Source organism: Bacillus sp. BP-3 (assembly GCF_028401955.1).
Lineage (GTDB): Bacteria > Bacillota > Bacilli > Bacillales > Bacillaceae_G > Bacillus_A.
Window position 1 is genome coordinate 497,629 of sequence record NZ_JAQOTJ010000001.1, and the last position, 18,335, is coordinate 515,963.

General features: G+C 37.9%; 18 protein-coding genes, 2 pseudogenes and 1 other annotated feature. Of the genes and pseudogenes, 15 read left to right on the top strand and 5 right to left on the bottom strand.

The genetic code is table 11. The annotated features are described in order from the left end of the window. Positions 1-9: 9 nt before the first annotated feature. From argJ to PLX19_RS02700, 6 genes are all read left to right on the top strand, one after another. Positions 10-1,233 carry a bifunctional glutamate N-acetyltransferase/amino-acid acetyltransferase ArgJ gene (gene argJ / locus PLX19_RS02675; protein ID WP_272186948.1) on the top strand — a complete coding sequence of 408 codons (1,224 nt, stop codon included), beginning with the start codon at positions 10-12 and terminating at the stop codon, positions 1,231-1,233. A gap of 11 nt (positions 1,234-1,244) precedes the next feature. Then, complete coding sequence (gene argB / locus PLX19_RS02680; RefSeq protein ID WP_272186949.1) at positions 1,245-2,039, top strand: acetylglutamate kinase; 795 nt, start codon at positions 1,245-1,247, stop codon at positions 2,037-2,039. Further along, on the top strand, positions 2,008-3,162 hold the full coding sequence (locus PLX19_RS02685) for an acetylornithine transaminase (RefSeq protein ID WP_272186950.1): 1,155 nt from the start codon (positions 2,008-2,010) through the stop codon (positions 3,160-3,162). Before argB ends, PLX19_RS02685 begins: the two co-directional genes overlap by 32 nt. A 13-nt stretch (positions 3,163-3,175) precedes the next feature. Further along, positions 3,176-4,126: an ornithine carbamoyltransferase gene (gene argF, locus PLX19_RS02690; protein WP_272186951.1), complete on the top strand. Its 951-nt coding sequence runs from the start codon at positions 3,176-3,178 to the stop codon at positions 4,124-4,126. A gap of 104 nt (positions 4,127-4,230) precedes the next feature. Then, entirely contained in the window at positions 4,231-4,782 is a 552-nt protein-coding gene (locus tag PLX19_RS02695) for a DUF2062 domain-containing protein (protein WP_272186952.1), read from the top strand. Between the two features lie 54 nt (positions 4,783-4,836). Then, positions 4,837-4,995, top strand: a complete 159-nt coding sequence (locus tag PLX19_RS02700) for a hypothetical protein (RefSeq protein ID WP_272186953.1) — start codon at positions 4,837-4,839, stop codon at positions 4,993-4,995. A 24-nt stretch (positions 4,996-5,019) separates the two neighbouring features. Here the strand turns inward: PLX19_RS02700 and PLX19_RS02705 are convergent, their stop codons facing one another. Together PLX19_RS02705 and PLX19_RS02710 are read right to left on the bottom strand one after the other, a co-directional pair. Continuing rightward, positions 5,020-5,466 (bottom strand): MarR family winged helix-turn-helix transcriptional regulator, encoded by a 447-nt coding sequence (locus PLX19_RS02705; RefSeq protein WP_272186954.1) that lies wholly within the window; start codon positions 5,464-5,466, stop codon positions 5,020-5,022. Positions 5,467-5,610: 144 nt separating this feature from the next. Further along, positions 5,611-6,390 carry a GDSL-type esterase/lipase family protein gene (locus PLX19_RS02710; RefSeq protein ID WP_272186955.1) on the bottom strand — a complete coding sequence of 260 codons (780 nt, stop codon included), beginning with the start codon at positions 6,388-6,390 and terminating at the stop codon, positions 5,611-5,613. A 301-nt stretch (positions 6,391-6,691) separates the two neighbouring features. Between PLX19_RS02710 and PLX19_RS02715 the strand changes: the two genes are divergently transcribed. Continuing rightward, positions 6,692-8,890 (top strand): bifunctional 2',3'-cyclic-nucleotide 2'-phosphodiesterase/3'-nucleotidase, encoded by a 2,199-nt coding sequence (locus tag PLX19_RS02715; RefSeq protein WP_272186956.1) that lies wholly within the window; start codon positions 6,692-6,694, stop codon positions 8,888-8,890. On the opposite strand, the pseudogene PLX19_RS02720 reads toward PLX19_RS02715, so the two are convergent. Beyond that, positions 8,879-9,217 (bottom strand): annotated as a pseudogene (locus PLX19_RS02720) (Na+/H+ antiporter NhaC family protein); the annotation flags it as partial. The gene PLX19_RS02715 and the pseudogene PLX19_RS02720 sit on opposite strands and share 12 nt — an antisense overlap. A 10-nt stretch (positions 9,218-9,227) precedes the next feature. After that, positions 9,228-9,449, bottom strand: a binding site (T-box leader). Positions 9,450-9,580: 131 nt separating this feature from the next. Between PLX19_RS02720 and PLX19_RS02725 the strand changes: the two are divergent. From PLX19_RS02725 to PLX19_RS02760, 8 genes and pseudogenes are all read left to right on the top strand, one after another. Beyond that, positions 9,581-9,928: a hypothetical protein gene (locus PLX19_RS02725; protein WP_272186957.1), complete on the top strand. Its 348-nt coding sequence runs from the start codon at positions 9,581-9,583 to the stop codon at positions 9,926-9,928. 123 nt (positions 9,929-10,051) lie between these two features. Then, complete coding sequence (gene bioA / locus PLX19_RS02730; RefSeq protein ID WP_272186958.1) at positions 10,052-11,431, top strand: adenosylmethionine--8-amino-7-oxononanoate transaminase; 1,380 nt, start codon at positions 10,052-10,054, stop codon at positions 11,429-11,431. Next, positions 11,431-12,159 carry a dethiobiotin synthase gene (gene bioD, locus PLX19_RS02735; protein WP_272186959.1) on the top strand — a complete coding sequence of 243 codons (729 nt, stop codon included), beginning with the start codon at positions 11,431-11,433 and terminating at the stop codon, positions 12,157-12,159. The genes bioA and bioD overlap by 1 nt, the downstream gene beginning before the upstream one ends. Further along, positions 12,125-13,312 carry an 8-amino-7-oxononanoate synthase gene (gene bioF, locus PLX19_RS02740; RefSeq protein WP_272186960.1) on the top strand — a complete coding sequence of 396 codons (1,188 nt, stop codon included), beginning with the start codon at positions 12,125-12,127 and terminating at the stop codon, positions 13,310-13,312. The genes bioD and bioF overlap by 35 nt, the downstream gene beginning before the upstream one ends. Continuing rightward, on the top strand, positions 13,309-14,031 hold the full coding sequence (locus tag PLX19_RS02745; protein WP_272186961.1) for an alpha/beta fold hydrolase: 723 nt from the start codon (positions 13,309-13,311) through the stop codon (positions 14,029-14,031). Before bioF ends, PLX19_RS02745 begins: the two co-directional genes overlap by 4 nt. Continuing rightward, entirely contained in the window at positions 14,024-14,881 is an 858-nt protein-coding gene (gene bioC, locus PLX19_RS02750; RefSeq protein ID WP_272186962.1) for a malonyl-ACP O-methyltransferase BioC, read from the top strand. Before PLX19_RS02745 ends, bioC begins: the two co-directional genes overlap by 8 nt. After that, entirely contained in the window at positions 14,835-15,833 is a 999-nt protein-coding gene (gene bioB / locus PLX19_RS02755; protein WP_272186963.1) for a biotin synthase BioB, read from the top strand. Before bioC ends, bioB begins: the two co-directional genes overlap by 47 nt. Before the next feature lie 191 nt (positions 15,834-16,024). Continuing rightward, positions 16,025-16,234: pseudogene (locus PLX19_RS02760) on the top strand (hypothetical protein); the annotation flags it as partial. Positions 16,235-16,462: 228 nt separating this feature from the next. Here the strand turns inward: PLX19_RS02760 and ribH are convergent. Continuing rightward, positions 16,463-16,924, bottom strand: a complete 462-nt coding sequence (gene ribH / locus PLX19_RS02765; protein ID WP_272187009.1) for a 6,7-dimethyl-8-ribityllumazine synthase — start codon at positions 16,922-16,924, stop codon at positions 16,463-16,465. A 205-nt stretch (positions 16,925-17,129) separates the two neighbouring features. After that, complete coding sequence (locus tag PLX19_RS02770) at positions 17,130-18,323, bottom strand: bifunctional 3,4-dihydroxy-2-butanone-4-phosphate synthase/GTP cyclohydrolase II (protein ID WP_272186964.1); 1,194 nt, start codon at positions 18,321-18,323, stop codon at positions 17,130-17,132. Positions 18,324-18,335 lie beyond the last annotated feature (12 nt).

Below are 18,335 nucleotides of genomic sequence, written 5' to 3' on the forward strand. Positions count from 1 at the left end.
GGAGAAAGCATGATTGAAACAGTAATATGTACGAAGATAGAAAACGGTTCAATTGTAACACCAAAAGGATTTGCCGCGATTGGGATTCATGCAGGGTTAAGAAAAGAGAAAAAAGATATGGGAGCAATCGTATGTGAAGTACCGGCGAGCTGTGGGGCTGTTTATACGCAAAATCAATTTCAAGCAGCTCCTATTATTGTTACGAAAGAGAGTATTGCCGCTAAGCAAAAATTACAGGCTATTGTTGTGAATAGTGCAAATGCGAATTCTTGCACAGGTGCAAAAGGACTGCAGGATGCATATGAAATGCGTGCATTAGCTGCTAAGCAGTTTCATGTAGAGGAGAAGTACGTTGCGGTAGCGTCTACAGGGGTCATTGGAGAGCCTCTACCAATGGAGAAAGTACGAAGTGGTATTTCTTCGTTCCAACCCTCAACAGAAGTAGAGATTGCGACATCGTTTTATGAAGCAATTTTGACGACAGATTTAGTTGCGAAACAATCATGTTACAAGTTTTCGATTGAGGGGAAAGAGGTTGCAATTGCCGGAGCTGCGAAAGGATCGGGGATGATTCATCCAAATATGGCAACGATGCTCGGGTTTATTACGACTGATGTGAATATAGAAAGTGAAACATTACAAAGAGCTTTATCGCAAATTACAAATCATACATTTAATCAAATTACCGTCGATGGAGATACCTCTACAAATGATATGGTACTTGTTATGGCTAGCGGGTTATCCAATACAACTGCAATATGCGAAGAACATCCTGAATGGGAGAAGTTTATACTCGCACTTGGAAAGGTATGTGAAGATTTAGCAAAGCAAATTGCAAAAGATGGAGAGGGAGCGACAAAGTTAATTGAAGTAAATGTGCATGGTTCGCGAACTGTGGAAGAAGCAAATATGATCGCGAAGCAAATTGTTGGCTCCAATCTTGTGAAAGCTGCTGTATACGGTGAGGATGCAAACTGGGGGAGAATTATTAGCGCACTTGGACAAAGTGGCATTGTGATTGAACCACATACGGTTGATATTTCTATTCAGTCGATTGTGGTGTTAAAGAATAGTGAACCTCAATGTTTTTCAGAAGAGGAGATGAAACAAATGCTGCAACAAGAAGAGCTTGTTATTGATGTATATCTACATATAGGCAAGTCAAGCGGAAGAGCATGGGGATGCGACTTAAGTTATGAATATATAAAAATTAATGCTTGTTATCACACGTAAGGAGAGAAGAGATGAGAGAACGTATTGTAATAAAATGCGGCGGCAGTATGTTGGCTCGTTTAGGTGAAACATTTTTTCAATGTATGAAACAAATTGCGCAAATGTATGATGTGATTGTTGTTCATGGCGGCGGGCCTGAAATTGATGCGATGCTAAATAAATTAAGTATTCCGATTGAAAAGAAAGATGGACTGCGTGTAACAACAGCAGAGGTAATGAAAATTGTGCAAATGGTGTTATGCGGCAGCACAAATAAGACATTTGTTTCAAAATTAAATGAGCAAAAACTTGAAGCGATTGGACTATCCGGCTGTGATGGAAGGTTACTGCAAGTTGCTCCGCTAGAAGCGGAACTTGGTTTTGTTGGTGAAGTGAAATTTGTTCGAAAGGCGTTATTACAATGTTTGTTAGCAAATCAGTTTATTCCTGTTGTTGCACCTGTTGGAGTAATGGATGGACAGTTATATAACGTGAATGCAGATACAGCAGCAGCGGCGATTGCGACAGCAATCAATGCGGGGAAATTAATTTTTATTACAGATGTAGATGGCATTATAGATAAGAAGAAGCTCATTGAGAAAGCAAATGAACGGCAGCTTCTCGAGCTTATAAATAAGGGAACGATTATAGGTGGGATGATTCCGAAAGTGAAAGCTGCATTGACATCATTAGAACTAGGGGTAAAGGATGTTGTAATTGTGAATGGTACACAATGTTTTTTGACAAATGAAGGAGAGTGGATTGGAACAACAATAACAAAAGGGGGGAGAAGTAGTGGGAAAGCATATTTTTCCAACATACAGTAGACGAAATATTGAAATTGTGAACGGGAGCGGCACAAAGGTAACTGATAAACAAGGAAAGCAATATTTAGATTTTACTTCCGGCATCGCGGTATGTAATTTAGGACATTGTCATCCAGCGGTGGTAAATGCTGTAGAAGAGCAATTACAAACGATATGGCACATTTCCAATTTATTTCCTCATACCGTACAAGAAGAAGTTGCTAAGTTATTAACAGAAGGTCGCCAGTTACACTATGCATTTTTTTGTAATAGCGGAGCGGAAGCAAATGAGGCAGCGCTGAAGTTAGCACGTAAGTATACAGAGAAATCAGTTGTGATTACGTGTAAACAATCATTTCACGGACGAACTTTTGCAACGATGAGTGCAACAGGACAATCTAAAATTCATGATGGATTTGGACCACTTCTTCCAAGTTTTCTACACATTCCTTTTAATGATATTACTGCGTTTCAAGAAGCGATGAATGAAGAAGTTGCAGCAGTTATGGTGGAAGTTGTACAAGGAGAAGGTGGTGTTTTTCCAGCAGATGTTCCATTTTTGCGTAAAATTGAGAAGTTGTGTCATACAAACGGTGCACTTTTCATCGTCGATGAAGTACAGACCGGAATTGGAAGAACAGGGACGCTATTTGCATATGAACAAATGGGAATATTACCTGATGTTGTCACGGTTGCAAAAGCGCTTGGAAATGGTATTCCAGTTGGAGCGATGCTGAGTAAAAAAGAGTTAGGATCCGTTTTTTCTCCAGGAACACACGGCTCGACGTTTGGTGGGAATTTTATTGCGATGGCAGCTGCAAAAGAAGTATTACAAATTATTTCACGGCCTTCTTTCTTGCAAGAAGTACAAGAAAAAGGAGCGTATTTTTTACGGAAATTACAAGAAGAGTTCCAGGATATGGAGTGGATTATTGATATTCGGGGGAAAGGACTCATGATTGGAGTTGTTTGCAACGGGGAAGTCAGTGCGATGGTAGCGGCGTTAGAGAAAGAAGGCCTTCTCGTTTTGCAAGCTGGACCTAATGTACTGCGTATATTACCGCCGCTTATTGTAACGAAAGCTGAAATAGATGAAGCAGTGCATATGATGAATCGTGTATGTAAACAAGCATTGCTAAAATAGAGGAGGAATTTGTATGAAAACAGTTTCTGTACCAAAACTGCAAACAAAGGATATTTTAACATTAGAAGAATTATCACAAGAAGAAATCCTTGCAATTATTGAGTTTGCGATGTATGTAAAAAAAGAAAAAACGTTGCCACTCTTAGACAGAAAAATTTTAGGATTAATCTTTGATAAACACTCTACTCGTACACGTGTATCTTTTGAAGCTGGAATGATTCAGCTTGGAGGGTATGGTATGTTTTTAAACGGCAAAGAACTGCAACTTGGAAGAGGAGAAAGTATTGCGGATACGGCAAAAGTGCTATCACAATATATAGATGGGATTATGATTCGAACGTTTTCACATGCGGAAGTAGAAGAATTAGCAAAGGAAGCGACAATTCCCATTATTAATGGATTAACAGATGATCATCATCCGTGTCAAGCATTGGCAGATTTAATGACGATTTATGAAGAAGCAAAGACATTTAAAAATATTAAGCTAGCTTACGTTGGTGATGGAAATAATGTTTGTCATTCACTGCTCCTTGCGAGTGCGAAAGTAGGGATGAACATTACAGTTGCAACGCCTCTAGGATATGAAGCGAATGAAGAAATCGTGAAGCGTGCAATTGAAATTGCAAAGGAAACAGGAGCTAAAATTCAGATTACATATAATGCAAAAGAGGCTGTCAAAGAAGCGGATTTTATTTATACGGATGTTTGGATGAGTATGGGGCAAGAAGACAATAGAGAGAAATATAAATTGTTTCAGCCATATCAAGTGAATGGGCAACTTGTCCAAGAAGCAAAATCAACTTATCGTTTCTTACATTGTCTCCCAGCTCATCGCGAAGAAGAAGTCACCTCAGAAATCATTGATGGTCCACAATCCATTGTGTTTCAACAAGCGGGAAATCGCCTGCATGTACAAAAGACATTATTAGTCAGTTTATTACAAGATGAACAACCTTCTTCATAATAGAAGGTTGTTTTTGGTTCGAAATGTCTTATCTAGATTTCGCATTTTCTCTTTACATACTTTATAATAGTAAGAAACAGAAAAATATAAGAGAGATGATGTAGATGCGAGTAAATAAGAAAACATATTCATTCTTTCAGCGTATTTGGCGAGGGATGAAGTTAAATTATTATAAATTATTGCGTGCACCAGAAGGCGCGAAAATTGTATCGCGAGGATTTGCTGTTGGATTTGGAATGGAGATGTTAGTTATTCATACAGCTTCGCTCGTATATCTTATTTTTTATCCACTTGTTCGATTACTGAAAGGTTCATTTCCTGCAGCTGTGATCGGTAATATTATTGGGAAAATAACATTTTTACCTGTCCTTCTCATTCCTTTTGCGCATGCATTAGGAAAACTCATTTATCCTTTTGAAGTAAAAAAAATACCGCTTCACCATTATACAATAGGAGATTTTTTTTCAAGTAATGGACTAACAATATTAAGAAGTCTGTTACAAAGTGAAGTATATGTAATAATAGGTATGACGATTATAGGAGTTGGACTCGGCATAATTGCCTATTTTGTTATGCACTATTTATACGAGAAAAACCGCAAATTACGATTGACGAAAAGAAAGAAACAAATAAAAAGACCAATTGCACAACTATAATGAATGCACATCAAATTTCCTTTTTGAATATGCTTCTAAAAAGGAGGAAAGTTGATGTTTTTTTCTTATTATGATCCTAGGTACTACCCGCATGTTGTATATTATCCTGTTTCTTATGTAAGACAGACTGTTCAACCATCACAAGAAAGTAAACCATATTTAACTACTTGGCCGTATTCAAATGTATATTACGGAAACTATTATGAGACATAAAGCTGCTTCTAGTTAGAAGCAGCTTTATATATTGGCTTTCATAATTAAATTTTGGATAGTTTGCAATGAATGGGTTAACTGCTCCCGATCGTTTGCTGATAATGTTTGTAAATTCTCTTTTAGTTTTTTTAAAAGGAATTGTTTGTATTGATTGACTAATGATGTTCCTTCGGCTGTAAGAGACATTAAAATAACACGTCGATCTTTTTCGCTATAATGGCGCTCTACAAGCTCTTCTTGAATGAGTTTATTTAGCAATGGTGTCATATTCGGCCTTGAAATAGCTAATCGTTTACCGATTTCTGAAACTGCTAATGTATCTCGCTCATGCAATAACAATAATACCTGCGTATGTGATGGCGGCATATGTCGCTCAGAAGAGAACTCTCCAGGAAGCATAAACTTGCGATAAAAAAGAGGCACTAGCGAAAGGAGATGATCAACGATGCGTTCCCACTCACGTGAATCCATATAACAGGCCCCCCCTTCTGTTCTTATTGTAACAAAAAAACATAATGTTATAAAAATAGAATGATTCTTTTGTGAATAAAAGGTGGAAAACCGTCTGTAAGGACCCGATTGGTTCAACTAACCATAAGTAGGAACCCCACCTACTTATGGAAGTTTCACTTTATATGATAACACTTGTTTTGCGAATGATTCTGCGATTATTTCATATCCTTTATCATTTGGATGAACTTGATCATACAGTAAATCTTTTTGATCATTTGGTAATAATTTGCGAATCGGTAAGACGAGTGAAGGTTGATTTTCTTTTGAAATCGAATATATTGTTTTGTTCCAATTGTCTAAGAAAACATTTGCGTAAGAAGCAATGGAATCATCTAATTTTAATGGGTTATAGAGCTCAGATAAAATGATGAGTGCATTCGGATTAGCGGAACGAATCGTTTTTACAATGTTTTGTAAATCTTGTTCAAAATGATCTTTTTCTTCATTTAATAATTTCATTCCTTCTATAATACCGACATTTCGATTGATGTGTAAAACGTTATTCCCGCCAATGCTAATTGTAATCATATGAGCTTCTTTTATTTTTTGCTTTATTTCTTCGGTTTGCACCATTTGCAGTAACCGGTCTGTTGTTAAGCCATTTATTGCAAGGTTGTCGACTATAATTTGTTTTTGTAATTGTGTTTCTAATGTATGAGAAGCAACTTGTACATACCCACCTTGTGTAGATCCATAACCTTTTGCAAGAGAATCACCTAAGACAAGATGATGAAGCATCGCATCTGTTTGTGTATCAATCCAGTGCGGAACGGTTGCTGTAGAAGGTTCTTTTTGAATATTTGTCTCATGATTCTTGTCATAATACAAAAATGCAATGATAAGAAGGAGGAGACAAACTGTAGATAAAAGAAGTTTTTTCATTATGTTATCCTCCTTATAAATGGTTATTTTATCATATTCATAATGAGAAGCAATGGAATATATGTTACGTCTTCACGAAAATTTTACAATGTTTTTACAGAAATTTTGTAGAAGTACGTCAAAATTTGTTGACGATATTAACGCCTGTTCGTTATGATAAATTCCAGATGGGGTAAATTTATCCAACTTGCAAAAGAAGTAGGACAACTAACGTCTTGTCAATTTGGATGATTAAGAAGTAGGGACACTGATCCCATCGTATATTTTATAATTAGGGATTATGCTATAAGGGGGATTTTTTGTGAAGAAATCAACAAAAACGTTAGCTGGTGCTACACTTGCATTGGGTGTTATTGCTCCACAAGTATGGATTACGCCTGCATATGCAGAGGAAAGTAATGTGAAACTAAGAATATTAGAAACATCTGATATTCACGTAAATTTAATGAACTATGATTACTATCAAACAAAAACAGATAATAAAGTAGGATTAGTTCAAACAGCAACGCTTGTTAATCAAGCACGTGGAGAGGTAAAAAACTCTGTTTTATTTGATGATGGAGATGCATTGCAAGGAACGCCGCTTGGCGATTATGTGGCAAATAAAATAAAAAAAGAAGATCCAAGCTATGTGCATCCGTTATATCGTATGATGAATTTAATGAAGTATGATGTCATTTCTCTTGGAAATCATGAATTTAACTACGGTTTAGATTATTTAAAAAAAGTGACTAGCGAAACACAGTTTCCTGTAATTAACTCGAATGTATATGATGCAAAAACTGGTGAAAATTATTTCAAACCATATCATGTTTTTGAAAAAGAAGTAAAAGATGAGGCTGGACAAACGCAGAAAATAAAAATTGGAGTCATGGGCTTTGTACCACCGCAAATTATGGGATGGGATAAAGCGAATTTAGAAGGAAAAGTAATAGCAAAAGATATTGTAGAAACAGCAAAAGAAATGGTGCCGAAAATGCAAGCAGAAGGCGCAGATGTTATCGTTGCGTTAGCTCATTCGGGTGTTGATAAAAGCGGTTACAATTCTGGAATGGAGAATTCATCCTATTATTTAGCAACAGAAGTTCCTGGTGTTGACGCAGTACTTATGGGGCATTCTCACGCAGTAGTAACGGACAAGTATAATGGTGTTCCGGTTGTAATGCCAGGTGTTTTCGGAAATAATTTAGGTATGATTGATATGGAATTAAAGCAAGTGAACGGAAAATGGGAAGTACAAAAAGATAAATCGAACCCTGCTGTTCGTCCAATTGCAGATAGTAAAGGAAATGCTTTAGTAGAATCAGACCAAAAATTAGTAGACGAGATAAAGGATGATCATGAAGGAACAATTAAATATGTAAATACACCAGTTGGTGAAACGAAAGCGCCAATTAATAGTTACTTTGCGCTTGTACAAGATGATCCATCTGTTCAAATCGTAACGAATGCACAAAAGTGGTATACAGAGCAGAAGATGAAGGGTACGAAATTTGAAGGGCTGCCAATTTTATCAGCAGGTGCACCATTTAAAGCAGGTGGACGTAACGGCGCTACATATTATACAGATATTCCAGCAGGGACGCTTGCAATTAAAAACGTTGCGGACTTATACGTATATCCAAACACATTATATGCAGTAAAAGTAAATGGTGCTCAATTGAAAGATTGGTTAGAAATGTCTGCTGGTCAATTTAATCAAATCGATCCAAAGAACACAGATGAGCAAAAACTAGTGAATATTAACTATCCAACATACAATTTTGATGTATTAGATGGCGTGAAATATGAAATTGATGTAACGCAGCCTGCTAAGTATGACAAAGATGGAAAAGTTGTAAATGAAGCTGCAAATCGTATTGTGAACTTAACGTTTGATGGAAAGCCGGTATCGGATAGCCAAGAGTTTGTTGTAGCAACGAATAATTATCGTGGTAGCAGTAAAACATTCCCAGGTGTAAGCAAAGGAGAAGTGATTTTACAGTCTCCTGATGAAACACGTCAAATTATTGTAGAGTATATGAAACAAATCAAAACAATTAACCCGACGGCAGATAAAAACTGGGCATTTAAACCAATTGTTGGCGAGAAATTGAATGTTACATTTGATTCTTCTCCGAACGCACAAAAATTTATAACAAAAGACGGCAATATTTCTTACGTTGGCCCATCAGAAAATGAATTTGCAAAATATGCAATTGATGTAACGAAAAAAGATGAACCAACTGGTGGAGATAAGCCAAATGGCGGCAATAATGGAACGAATCAACCGCCAACGCCAACAGATAATAATAATGGCGGAGATCAGCCGAAAACAACAGAAGATAATAAAAACGGCGAAGAGAAGCCGACAGCAGCAGATTCAGGTAAAGAGCAAACGAAAACAGACAACAACTTGCCAAACACAGGGGCGAATGTGTTCACGACATTAGGGGCAGGTCTTGCGTTTATTGGTGCAGGTGCGATAGCGTTATTGAGAAGAAAGAAATTAAATAAATAATAAAAAAAGTCCACTGCAAAGCAGCGGACTTTTTTCTTTATGTTCTTTATTCCATGAAAGGCCAAAGCCTGTGAATCCAACAAATAAAGTGATGATTGCACAAAGTAAACAGAAAACGGTGTATGGCAAGTAACTCATTGTTGGTACGTTTAGGACATTTGAGAGAAACACACCACTAACTCCCCACGGTACAAGCGGATTAATCACTGTACCAGCATCCTCTAATACACATGATAGATCGCGGTGCTTTAAGCCTAGTTCATCGTATTTTTCTGCAAATGCTTGACTTGGTAAGATATATTGTTCACCCGGAAAGAAGTTAACGCCCCTGCAATCATGCAGGAACGAAAATAGCGCGGTATCACCCTGAATTGTGAAATAAAAAACATTTCACCACTTTGCAGACATAACGGTCTATAACCGTCTTTCATTACTCCAACTGTTTCGTAAAAGAAGCTTAAGGGGGGAATTCATACTTCGTTCTGTACTGGTTCGCATCGTTCACCAGCTTTGTGAAATCATGAAGCGAAATATTACTAAATCCTATCATCGCTGATTCATATCATGTTAGTAAATTTTTATTATATAAAATAAGGAAGTGTCAACAGTTATTTTTGAAGTCGTCTGATAGAGAAAAAGGGTACAAATTACTTTTTTTGTTCGTTATAATGAATGTAAGGAGGGCAAAATATGAAGATGAAAATCATAATTATTTCAATGTTGTTCACAATCATTGGTGGTGCTGGAATTTATACAGCATTTGCGTCATCTCCGAATTCAATAAAGAAAAGTGTTGAAAAACCAAAAGAAACAGTAAGACAAGATGAAGAAGAAAAAATGAAAAAAACAGCAGATAAATTTGGGATTTCTACAGAAGGAAAAACAAAAGAACAGATTCAAAAAGAAATAGGTGCAGTGCGTTCTGAAAAGCGTCAAGAACTTCTTAGGGAGCATGCAAAAGAACGTGGAATCGACGTAGAAGGTAAAACGGATGAACAATTAATTCAAGAGATTGGTAAACTGAAGCATGGTCAATAGGGCGACTTATCATAGGATAAGTCGTTCTTTTTTTAGAATATGATTCTATGAAAAAGAATTGACAGTATTTGTTTTCTAATGTTAACCTTTAAATAAACTAAGTTAACATTAGGGGTGGCAATTATGACTGTGAGGAGCATGGATCAAACTTTTACATATGAGGAACTAACTCAAAAAAATAAAGATTATGTGTGGCATCCATTTACTCAAATGAAAGATTATTTGGAAGATGATCCTGTCATTATTGAACGAGGAGAAGGAAGAAAATTATATGATGTGAATGGGAAAGGCTATTGGGACGGCGTGTCTTCTATTTGGCTCAATGTTCATGGTCATCATGTTCAAGAGTTAGACGATGCGATTCGTGAGCAATTAAATAAAGTTGCACACTCGACATTACTCGGTATTGCGAATGTACCAAGTATTTTATTAGCCGAAAAAATTATTGAAATTGTACCTAATGGACTGAAGAAAGTTTTTTATTCTGATTCTGGTGCAACATCAGTTGAAATTGCAATTAAAATGGCCTTTCAATATTGGCAACATAAAGGAAAGCCTAAAAAGAAAAAATTTATTACGATGAAAGAAGCGTATCATGGTGACACAATTGGAGCCGTATCTGTCGGGGCGATTGATATGTTTCACCAAGTGTATAGTACGCTTTTATTTGATACGTTAAAAGTACCATATCCATATACATATCGTTCTCCTTATGGGGAAGATCAACAAATGATTGTGAAAAAACATTTAGAAGAAATGGAAGATTTATTACGAGAGAATCACGAAGAAGTAGCAGCTGTTATCATCGAACCACTTGTCCAAGGAGCGAGTGGGATTATTACAATGCCAGATGGTTATTTAAAAGGGTTAAGAGAGCTTTGCACAGCATACAATGTTCTTCTTATTACAGATGAAGTAGCAACAGGATTTGGCAGAACCGGAAAAATGTTTGCATGCGAACATGAGGGGATCACACCGGATATTTTAACTGCTGGAAAAGGGCTAACAGGGGGATATTTACCGGTTGCAATTACTGTAACGACAGATGAAATTTATCGTGCTTTTTTAGGCGATTATGAGGAACAAAAAACGTTTTTCCATGGTCATAGTTATACAGGGAATCCATTAGGCTGTGCAGTAGCACTTGCAAATTTGAAATTATTTGAAACGACTAATCTTATAGAAGCTGTTAGTCATAAAGCGGAATATATCGAAAAACGCTTAGAAGTTCTGCGGGGGTTTAAGCATGTAGGAGATATTCGTCAGCGAGGCTTTATGATTGGCATTGAGCTCGTACAAAATAAAGAAACGAAGGAAGCATATTCTTGGCAGGAACGAGTCGGTGTGAAAGTTTGCAGAAGAGCACGTGATTTAGGAATGATTCTTCGTCCGCTAGGGAATGTCGTTGTCTTTATGCCGCCGCTTGCTTCTACGATAGAAGAACTGGATGATATGATTGCGATTTTACAGCAAGCCATTCAAGAGGTAACGGAGGGAGAATGATGAGTGGTTTCTTTGTGACAGCAACCGATACGGAAGTAGGAAAAACGATTGTAACAGGTGCATTAGCGGGTTTGCTACGTGGGCGTGGTTATAATGTCGGTGTCTATAAACCATTGCAGAGTGGTCATCTTTCCTCACACCGAGAAGGAGACGCTGCTCGGTTGAAAACAGCTGCAGGTGTAACAATATCATGTGAGGAGATTTGTCCTTACTCAGTTGAAGAACCGCTTGCGCCTCGTTTAGCAATGAAGCGGGCAGGAAGGCAAGTATTATTATCAGATATTACAAGTCATTATGAAGAATTATCGAAACAATTTGACTCTTTGTTAGTAGAAGGTGCTGGTGGACTTGTAGTTCCTTACACAGACGATGCCCTCGTTGTCGATTTTGCGAAACAACTGCAATTACCATTGCTTATTGTAGCAAGGCCAACACTTGGGACAGTGAATCATACGATTTTAACAACTTCTTATGCAAAAGCACACGGCCTATCAGTTGCGGGGATCATTTTATCCGGATGCCGAGAACAAGAAAAAGAAAGAGTATTAGAAAATAAAGAAATGATAGAAGAATTAAGCGGCGTACCGGTTATTGGATTGCTGCCAGAGCTTCGCGAAGATTTTACAAGAAATGAATTATTACAAGCGGCAGAAGAGAGTATTGCTATCTCAAGGTTAGAGGAGTTTTTACGCAATGAATCCAGTGTGGGAAACGCATTTTCAGTCTAAGCTAGCGAGTCTTATCGAAACATCACAGCACCGAAAATTATTTGCAACGGAGCACGCTGAACAAGCGTGGCTCATTCGAAATGGAAAGAGATTATTAAATTTAGCTTCAAACAATTACTTAGGATTAGCTGGTGATGAACGATTAAAAGAAGCTGCAATAGAAGCGACAAAAAAGTATGGGACCAGTGGGGCGGCATCACGTCTGGTTGTAGGGAACTATCCGTTATATGAAGAAATTGAACAGCATATATGTGCTTGGAAAGAAACTGAAAAAGCACTAATAGTGAATAGCGGTTACATAGCAAATATCGGAGCTATTTCTTCACTTGTAAGTCGTCATGACATTGTGTTTAGCGATAGGCTCAATCATGCCAGTATTGTAGATGGCATCGTATTAAGCGGTGCCGAACATAAGCGCTATCGTCATAATGATTTAGAACATTTAGAGAAATTGTTGAAATCTGCAAAGGTAGAAAAACGAAAACTAATTGTTACGGATACTATTTTTAGTATGGATGGAGATAGGGCTCACTTAGAAGATTTAGTGATGCTGAAAGAAAAGTACGGAGCGCTTCTTATGGTTGATGAGGCACATGCAGGCGGAATATATGGGAGAAATGGCGCAGGTCTTGCTCATGAGTATCCCCGATTGGCTAAGTCAATCGATATTCACATGGGCACATTTAGTAAAGCAATGGGCTGTTATGGTGCGTATATTACTGGAAGTGCTGTTTGTATCGAGTATTTGATCAATACGATGCGCAGTTTTATTTTTACAACCGCGTTACCTCCAGGAACGCTTGGCGCAATTGGGAAAGCAATTGACATTGTGAGAAAAGATGAAACAGATCGTTATAGATTAATAGAAAATGGCCAATATTTTCGAGCCGCTCTGCAAAAATCTGGTTTTCATATTGGAGACAGTACCACGCATATTGTTCCTGTTATTGTAGGTTCTAATGAAGCAGCGCTCCGTTTTAGTATGAAATTGCAAGAAGCAGGGATAGCGGCAATTGCGATTCGACCGCCCACTGTACCGCAGCATAGTTCCCGCATCCGGTTTGCCGTAACAGCGCAGCATACGAATAATGATTTGCAGTGGGCAACGCAGCGGATTGTACAAATTGGAAAAGAAGAAGGAGTGATTTCATGACGCAGCCTACTCTTATTCTTATACCCGGATGGGGCATGGAAGAACAGGTTTGGGAAGCATTCCTTCCGTATTTACATGATTTTCCCGTGCATGTCGTTCATTGGCGTAATAGTGAAGATGAGCAGGACTTTCAACGCCGAATTATAGAGGTAGCGCAAGATAAAAAAGTAATTTTAGTTGGCTGGTCACTTGGGGCATTGGCCGCTCTTCAAGTGCATCATTTATTGCAAACGAAAGGGATTGTTTTACTAGGAGGAACAGCGAAATTTACAACAGATTCCGATTACATACATGGCTGGAAACACTCTTTTGTCGACCGAATGAGCCGAAATCTTTTGAAACAAAAAGATGATACGTTGAAACGATTTTATATGAGTATGTTTTCCAAGGCGGAGCAGGAAAGCGGACAAGACAGGGCGTTTCTGAAAATAGCTGAACAATTTCAAGGTGATTCGATTCATTCTTTGCAATGTGGACTCCATTATTTAATAGAAACAGATGTTAGAGAACAGCTAGTACAAGTAGATGTGCCAGTACTACTTCTTCATGGAAAAGATGATGTGATTTGCCCTCTCTCTGCAGCGGAGTATATACAAGGAAAAATAAACGCATCACTCACGATTATAGAAGAAGCTGGGCATGCACTTTGTTTCACACAAGCAAAGCGATGTGCACAAGAAATGATACAGTTCGTAAAGGGGATAGAGCGAAATGATTAACAAGACGTTGTTACAAAAACGATTTAATCAAGCTGCTGTGTCCTATGATCAATATGCAAATGTTCAAAAAAAGATGGCGGATTGGCTGCTTGCTCATATGAAAGAGCATTTCGATGAAGCGGCACAAATTCATATTTTAGAACTTGGCTGCGGCACAGGTTATGTCACAGAGCAACTAGCAACATCCTTTCCGAAGGCAACGATTACCGCTGTTGATTTTGCAGAAAGTATGATTGCGAAAGCAAAGACAAGGTGTAATGTAGAGTCTGTTACATTTCAATGTGAAGACATTGAACGTATTATACTTCATGAACGATATGATGTAATAATTTCTAACGCAACATTTCAATGGTTAAATAATTTATCAGCTACGTTAGTACATTTATATAAAAATTTACGTGAAGATGGTGTGCTGTTATTTTCAACATTTGGAACTGAAACGTTTCATGAGCTTCATACATCATTTCAGCGTGCGAAAACAGCATGTGCCATAGAGGATACTACAACTGTTGGGCAAAACTTTTTTACAGGATTACAGCTGCAAGAATTATGTAAAAGAATAACAGGGGATATACAGGTTACTGAAACATGTTACATAGAAACATTTGCTACAGTTCGTGAATTTTTACAATCGATTCGTAAAGTTGGAGCAACGAATAGTAATGAAGCGTCTTATTGTCAAAGTCCTTCTATCTTTCGCAGTATGCTTCGCATATACGAACAAGATTTTACAGAAGGTGAACGAATTGTAGCAACATATCATGCTTTATTTTCTTATATGAAAAAAGAGGGGAAGAGAAGAAATGAAACAGGTACAAACGAAAACAAATTGGAAGCAAATCGCATTTGAAGTATTAGAGGGAAGAGATGTAACGAAAGAAGAAGCACTTAGTATTTTACAAGCAAAAGACGAAGAAATCTTAGAAATTATGAATGCGGCGTATGTGATTCGTCATCATTACTTCGGGAAAAAAGTAAAATTAAATATGATTATTAATACGAAGTCAGGTTTATGTCCAGAAGATTGTGGGTATTGTTCCCAATCAATCGTATCCGAAGCTCCGATTGATAAATATGCTTGGTTAACACAAGAGAAGATTGTCGAAGGTGCACATGAAGCCATTCGTCGTAAGGCGGGCACATATTGTATCGTAGCTTCTGGCCGTCGCCCAACGAATAAAGAAGTAGATCATGTTATTGGAGCGGTAAAAGAAATTCGCGAAACGACTGATTTGAAGATTTGTTGTTGTTTAGGATTCTTAAATGAAGATCAAGCAGAGCGCCTTGCAGAAGCTGGCGTGCATCGTTACAATCATAATTTAAATACGCATGTAGATAATTACGAAAGCATTTGTTCAACTCATACGTATGACGATCGTGTTGATACGGTTGAAAAAGCGAAGCATGCGGGTATATCACCGTGTTCTGGTGCTATTTTTGGAATGGGTGAAACGGAGGAACAACGCGTAGAGATTGCATTTGAATTAAAGCGTTTAGATGCAGATTCTATTCCATGTAACTTCCTTGTTTCTGTAAAGGGGACACCGTTAGAAGGACAAAAAGAATTAACGCCAATGCAGTGCTTGAGAGTATTAGCAATGATGCGCTTTGTGAATCCGTCAAAAGAAATTCGTATTTCTGGCGGACGTGAAATTAATTTACGAGCTGTTCAACCGCTGGGTTTATTTGCAGCCAACTCAATCTTCGTTGGTGATTATTTAACAACTGCTGGCCAAGAGCCAACAGCAGACTGGGGAATGATTGAAGATCTAGGGTTTGAAATTGAGGAATGTGCATTGTAGATCCTATGATAACTTGTGAAGAAAGCTCTCCATGAAGGAGCTTTCTTTTTTTTGTAAATAAAATGTAATAAAGCGTATATAAGTGTTGGAATCATTGGATTTGTAAAGAGATGACATATTATGTGTTCGAATTTCCCATTCTGCAATTGTACATAGTAAGAGAGAATTTAATCGTGATTTGGGGGATTCGCATGCATCAATATATATTAGCAGTTATGAGTTTTCTTATTTTATTGAAGGCAGTTAGTGTAGACCCAGTAAAAGTTGCTGAAAATCCTGAACAGAAAGATTTGCAAAAGAGGATCGAACAGCATTTTCGGCACCAAGCTGCGTATTTTGGAATCAATACAGAGGGGAAAAATTTAAAAGAAGTGCGGGAAGAGCTGCAAATTATACAAGAAGGACACGGGGAAGGAAAAATGGAAAAATAAAAAGAGGCAGAAGCCTCTCTTTATTTTAAACTTGAAATGTAATCGGTTTTTTTCCACATTAATGGGTAGTTTCATTTCACTCCGCTCAAACGGCTGGTAAGAAGTAAGAGCAGAAAGAAAATCAAACCAGCCATAAGAGCCCAATTGGATGGGCTAACCTTTTGTGAGGAAAAGCGTCTCACAAGAGGAAGTTTCACTTTATGCCCACTGGCGGGATAGATTTGCCATCTCAATCGCTGCAACGGCAGATTCCCATCCTTTATTGCCAGCTTTTGTACCAGCGCGTTCAATTGCTTGTTCAATTGTTTCTGTTGTTAAGACGCCAAAGATAACAGGAATTTCTGTTTGTAATGAAAGGGAAGCTACGCCTTTTGCCACTTCATTACAAACATAATCATAATGCGTCGTTGCGCCGCGAATCACTGTTCCAAGTGTAATAACAGCATCGTATTTTCCGCTGTTTGCCATTTTCTTTGCGATTAACGGAATTTCAAATGCACCAGGTACCCAAGCGACATCAATGTTGCTTTCTTCTACTCCGTGACGCTTTAAACCGTCTAATGCACCGCCTAATAGTTTGCTTGTAATAAATTCGTTAAAACGACCAACGACAACACCTACTTTTAATCCTGTACCAACTAAATGACCTTCGAATACCATCATGTATCTCTCCCTTAATCTATATAAATTTATTTTAATTTTTTCGAGCATAGAAATCGTTGCTCGGAAAAATATGATTTGCTCGCGTTTTCTATCTTTGTTTTAATCCATGCGCGTGGCAGGAAAAGGCTCTGACCGCTTCTATGCATAGCCAGATGCTAAAAAGAAAGTTTTTTATGTCTGTTTTTCAAATTGTAGTTATATATTACAGATTTAATAAATGACCTAATTTTGTTGATTTCGTTTGTAAATATGCTTTATTTTCTTCTTTTGCTGGCATTTGGAGCGGCACGCGTTCCACAACTTCTAAATCATAACCTTGTAAGCCTGCGATTTTCCGTGGGTTATTTGTTAAAAGGCGAAGCTGTTGTAACCCTAAATCTTTTAAAATTTGTGCGCCAATACCGTAATCACGAAGATCAGCTGCAAAGCCAAGCTTTTCATTTGCCTCTACAGTATCGTAGCCTTCTTCTTGCAGTTTATATGCTCGTAATTTATTAAGTAGTCCAATGCCTCGTCCTTCTTGACGCATATATAAAAGAACTCCTTTTCCTTCTCGTTCAATTTGAGCGAGCGCTGCATGAAGCTGTGGGCCACAGTCGCAGCGGCAAGATCCAAATACATCGCCAGTTAAGCACTCAGAATGGACACGCACAAGCGCTGGTTGACCTGTAGAAACATCGCCTTTTATAAGAGCAATATGTTCTTGATTATCCAGAGAATTAGAATAGCCAATGGCCCGAAATGTACCAAAGTCGGTTGGTAATGTAATTTCGACTTCGCGCTGCACTAACGTTTCATGATGACGGCAATACGCAATTAAGTCTTCAATTGTAATCATTTTTAGACTAAATTGCTTGGCAATTTCTAATAAGTCAGGCACTCGTGCCATCGTGCCATCTTCATTTATAATTTCACAAATAACACCCGCCGGCTCTGCGCCACATAATTTTGCTAAATCTACAGCAGCTTCTGTATGCCCAGCGCGGCGAAGAACACCCCCTGCTTTTGCGATTAAGGGAAAAATATGTCCAGGGCGTTTAAAATCACTTGCTTTCGCTGTAGGGTTTAATAGTTCGCGTACAGTTGCTGCACGTTCATGAGCGCTAATACCAGTTGTCGTTGAAATGTGATCAACACTAACTGTAAAAGCCGTACCGTGTGAATCTGTATTTTGTGAAACCATAGGTCCTAACTCTAAACGATCGGCATATTCTTCTGTGATAGGAACGCATACAAGGCCACGCCCGTGTGTAATCATGAAATTGATTGTTTCTGGTGTAATATACTCGGCTAAAGAAATAAAATCTCCTTCATTTTCTCTATTTTCATCATCGCACACGATCACAACTTTTCCTTGTTTTAAATCTTCTAGTGCTTCTTCAATTCGATGAAACATTTCATTTCCTCC

What these genes read in the sequence shown, in the direction of transcription:
- argJ (WP_272186948.1), top strand. Translation starts at nt 10, where the DNA reads ATGATTGAAACAGTAATATGTACGAAGATAGAAAACGGTTCAATTGTA.
- argB (WP_272186949.1), top strand. Translation starts at nt 1,245, where the DNA reads ATGAGAGAACGTATTGTAATAAAATGCGGCGGCAGTATGTTGGCTCGT.
- argF (WP_272186951.1), top strand. Translation starts at nt 3,176, where the DNA reads ATGAAAACAGTTTCTGTACCAAAACTGCAAACAAAGGATATTTTAACA.
- PLX19_RS02695 (WP_272186952.1), top strand. Translation starts at nt 4,231, where the DNA reads ATGCGAGTAAATAAGAAAACATATTCATTCTTTCAGCGTATTTGGCGA.
- PLX19_RS02700 (WP_272186953.1), top strand. Translation starts at nt 4,837, where the DNA reads ATGTTTTTTTCTTATTATGATCCTAGGTACTACCCGCATGTTGTATAT.
- PLX19_RS02705 (WP_272186954.1), bottom strand. Translation starts at nt 5,466, where the DNA reads ATGGATTCACGTGAGTGGGAACGCATCGTTGATCATCTCCTTTCGCTA.
- PLX19_RS02710 (WP_272186955.1), bottom strand. Translation starts at nt 6,390, where the DNA reads ATGAAAAAACTTCTTTTATCTACAGTTTGTCTCCTCCTTCTTATCATT.
- PLX19_RS02725 (WP_272186957.1), top strand. Translation starts at nt 9,581, where the DNA reads ATGAAGATGAAAATCATAATTATTTCAATGTTGTTCACAATCATTGGT.
- bioA (WP_272186958.1), top strand. Translation starts at nt 10,052, where the DNA reads ATGACTGTGAGGAGCATGGATCAAACTTTTACATATGAGGAACTAACT.
- bioD (WP_272186959.1), top strand. Translation starts at nt 11,431, where the DNA reads ATGAGTGGTTTCTTTGTGACAGCAACCGATACGGAAGTAGGAAAAACG.
- bioF (WP_272186960.1), top strand. Translation starts at nt 12,125, where the DNA reads ATGAATCCAGTGTGGGAAACGCATTTTCAGTCTAAGCTAGCGAGTCTT.
- PLX19_RS02745 (WP_272186961.1), top strand. Translation starts at nt 13,309, where the DNA reads ATGACGCAGCCTACTCTTATTCTTATACCCGGATGGGGCATGGAAGAA.
- bioC (WP_272186962.1), top strand. Translation starts at nt 14,024, where the DNA reads ATGATTAACAAGACGTTGTTACAAAAACGATTTAATCAAGCTGCTGTG.
- bioB (WP_272186963.1), top strand. Translation starts at nt 14,835, where the DNA reads ATGAAACAGGTACAAACGAAAACAAATTGGAAGCAAATCGCATTTGAA.
- ribH (WP_272187009.1), bottom strand. Translation starts at nt 16,924, where the DNA reads ATGGTATTCGAAGGTCATTTAGTTGGTACAGGATTAAAAGTAGGTGTT.
- PLX19_RS02770 (WP_272186964.1), bottom strand. Translation starts at nt 18,323, where the DNA reads ATGTTTCATCGAATTGAAGAAGCACTAGAAGATTTAAAACAAGGAAAA.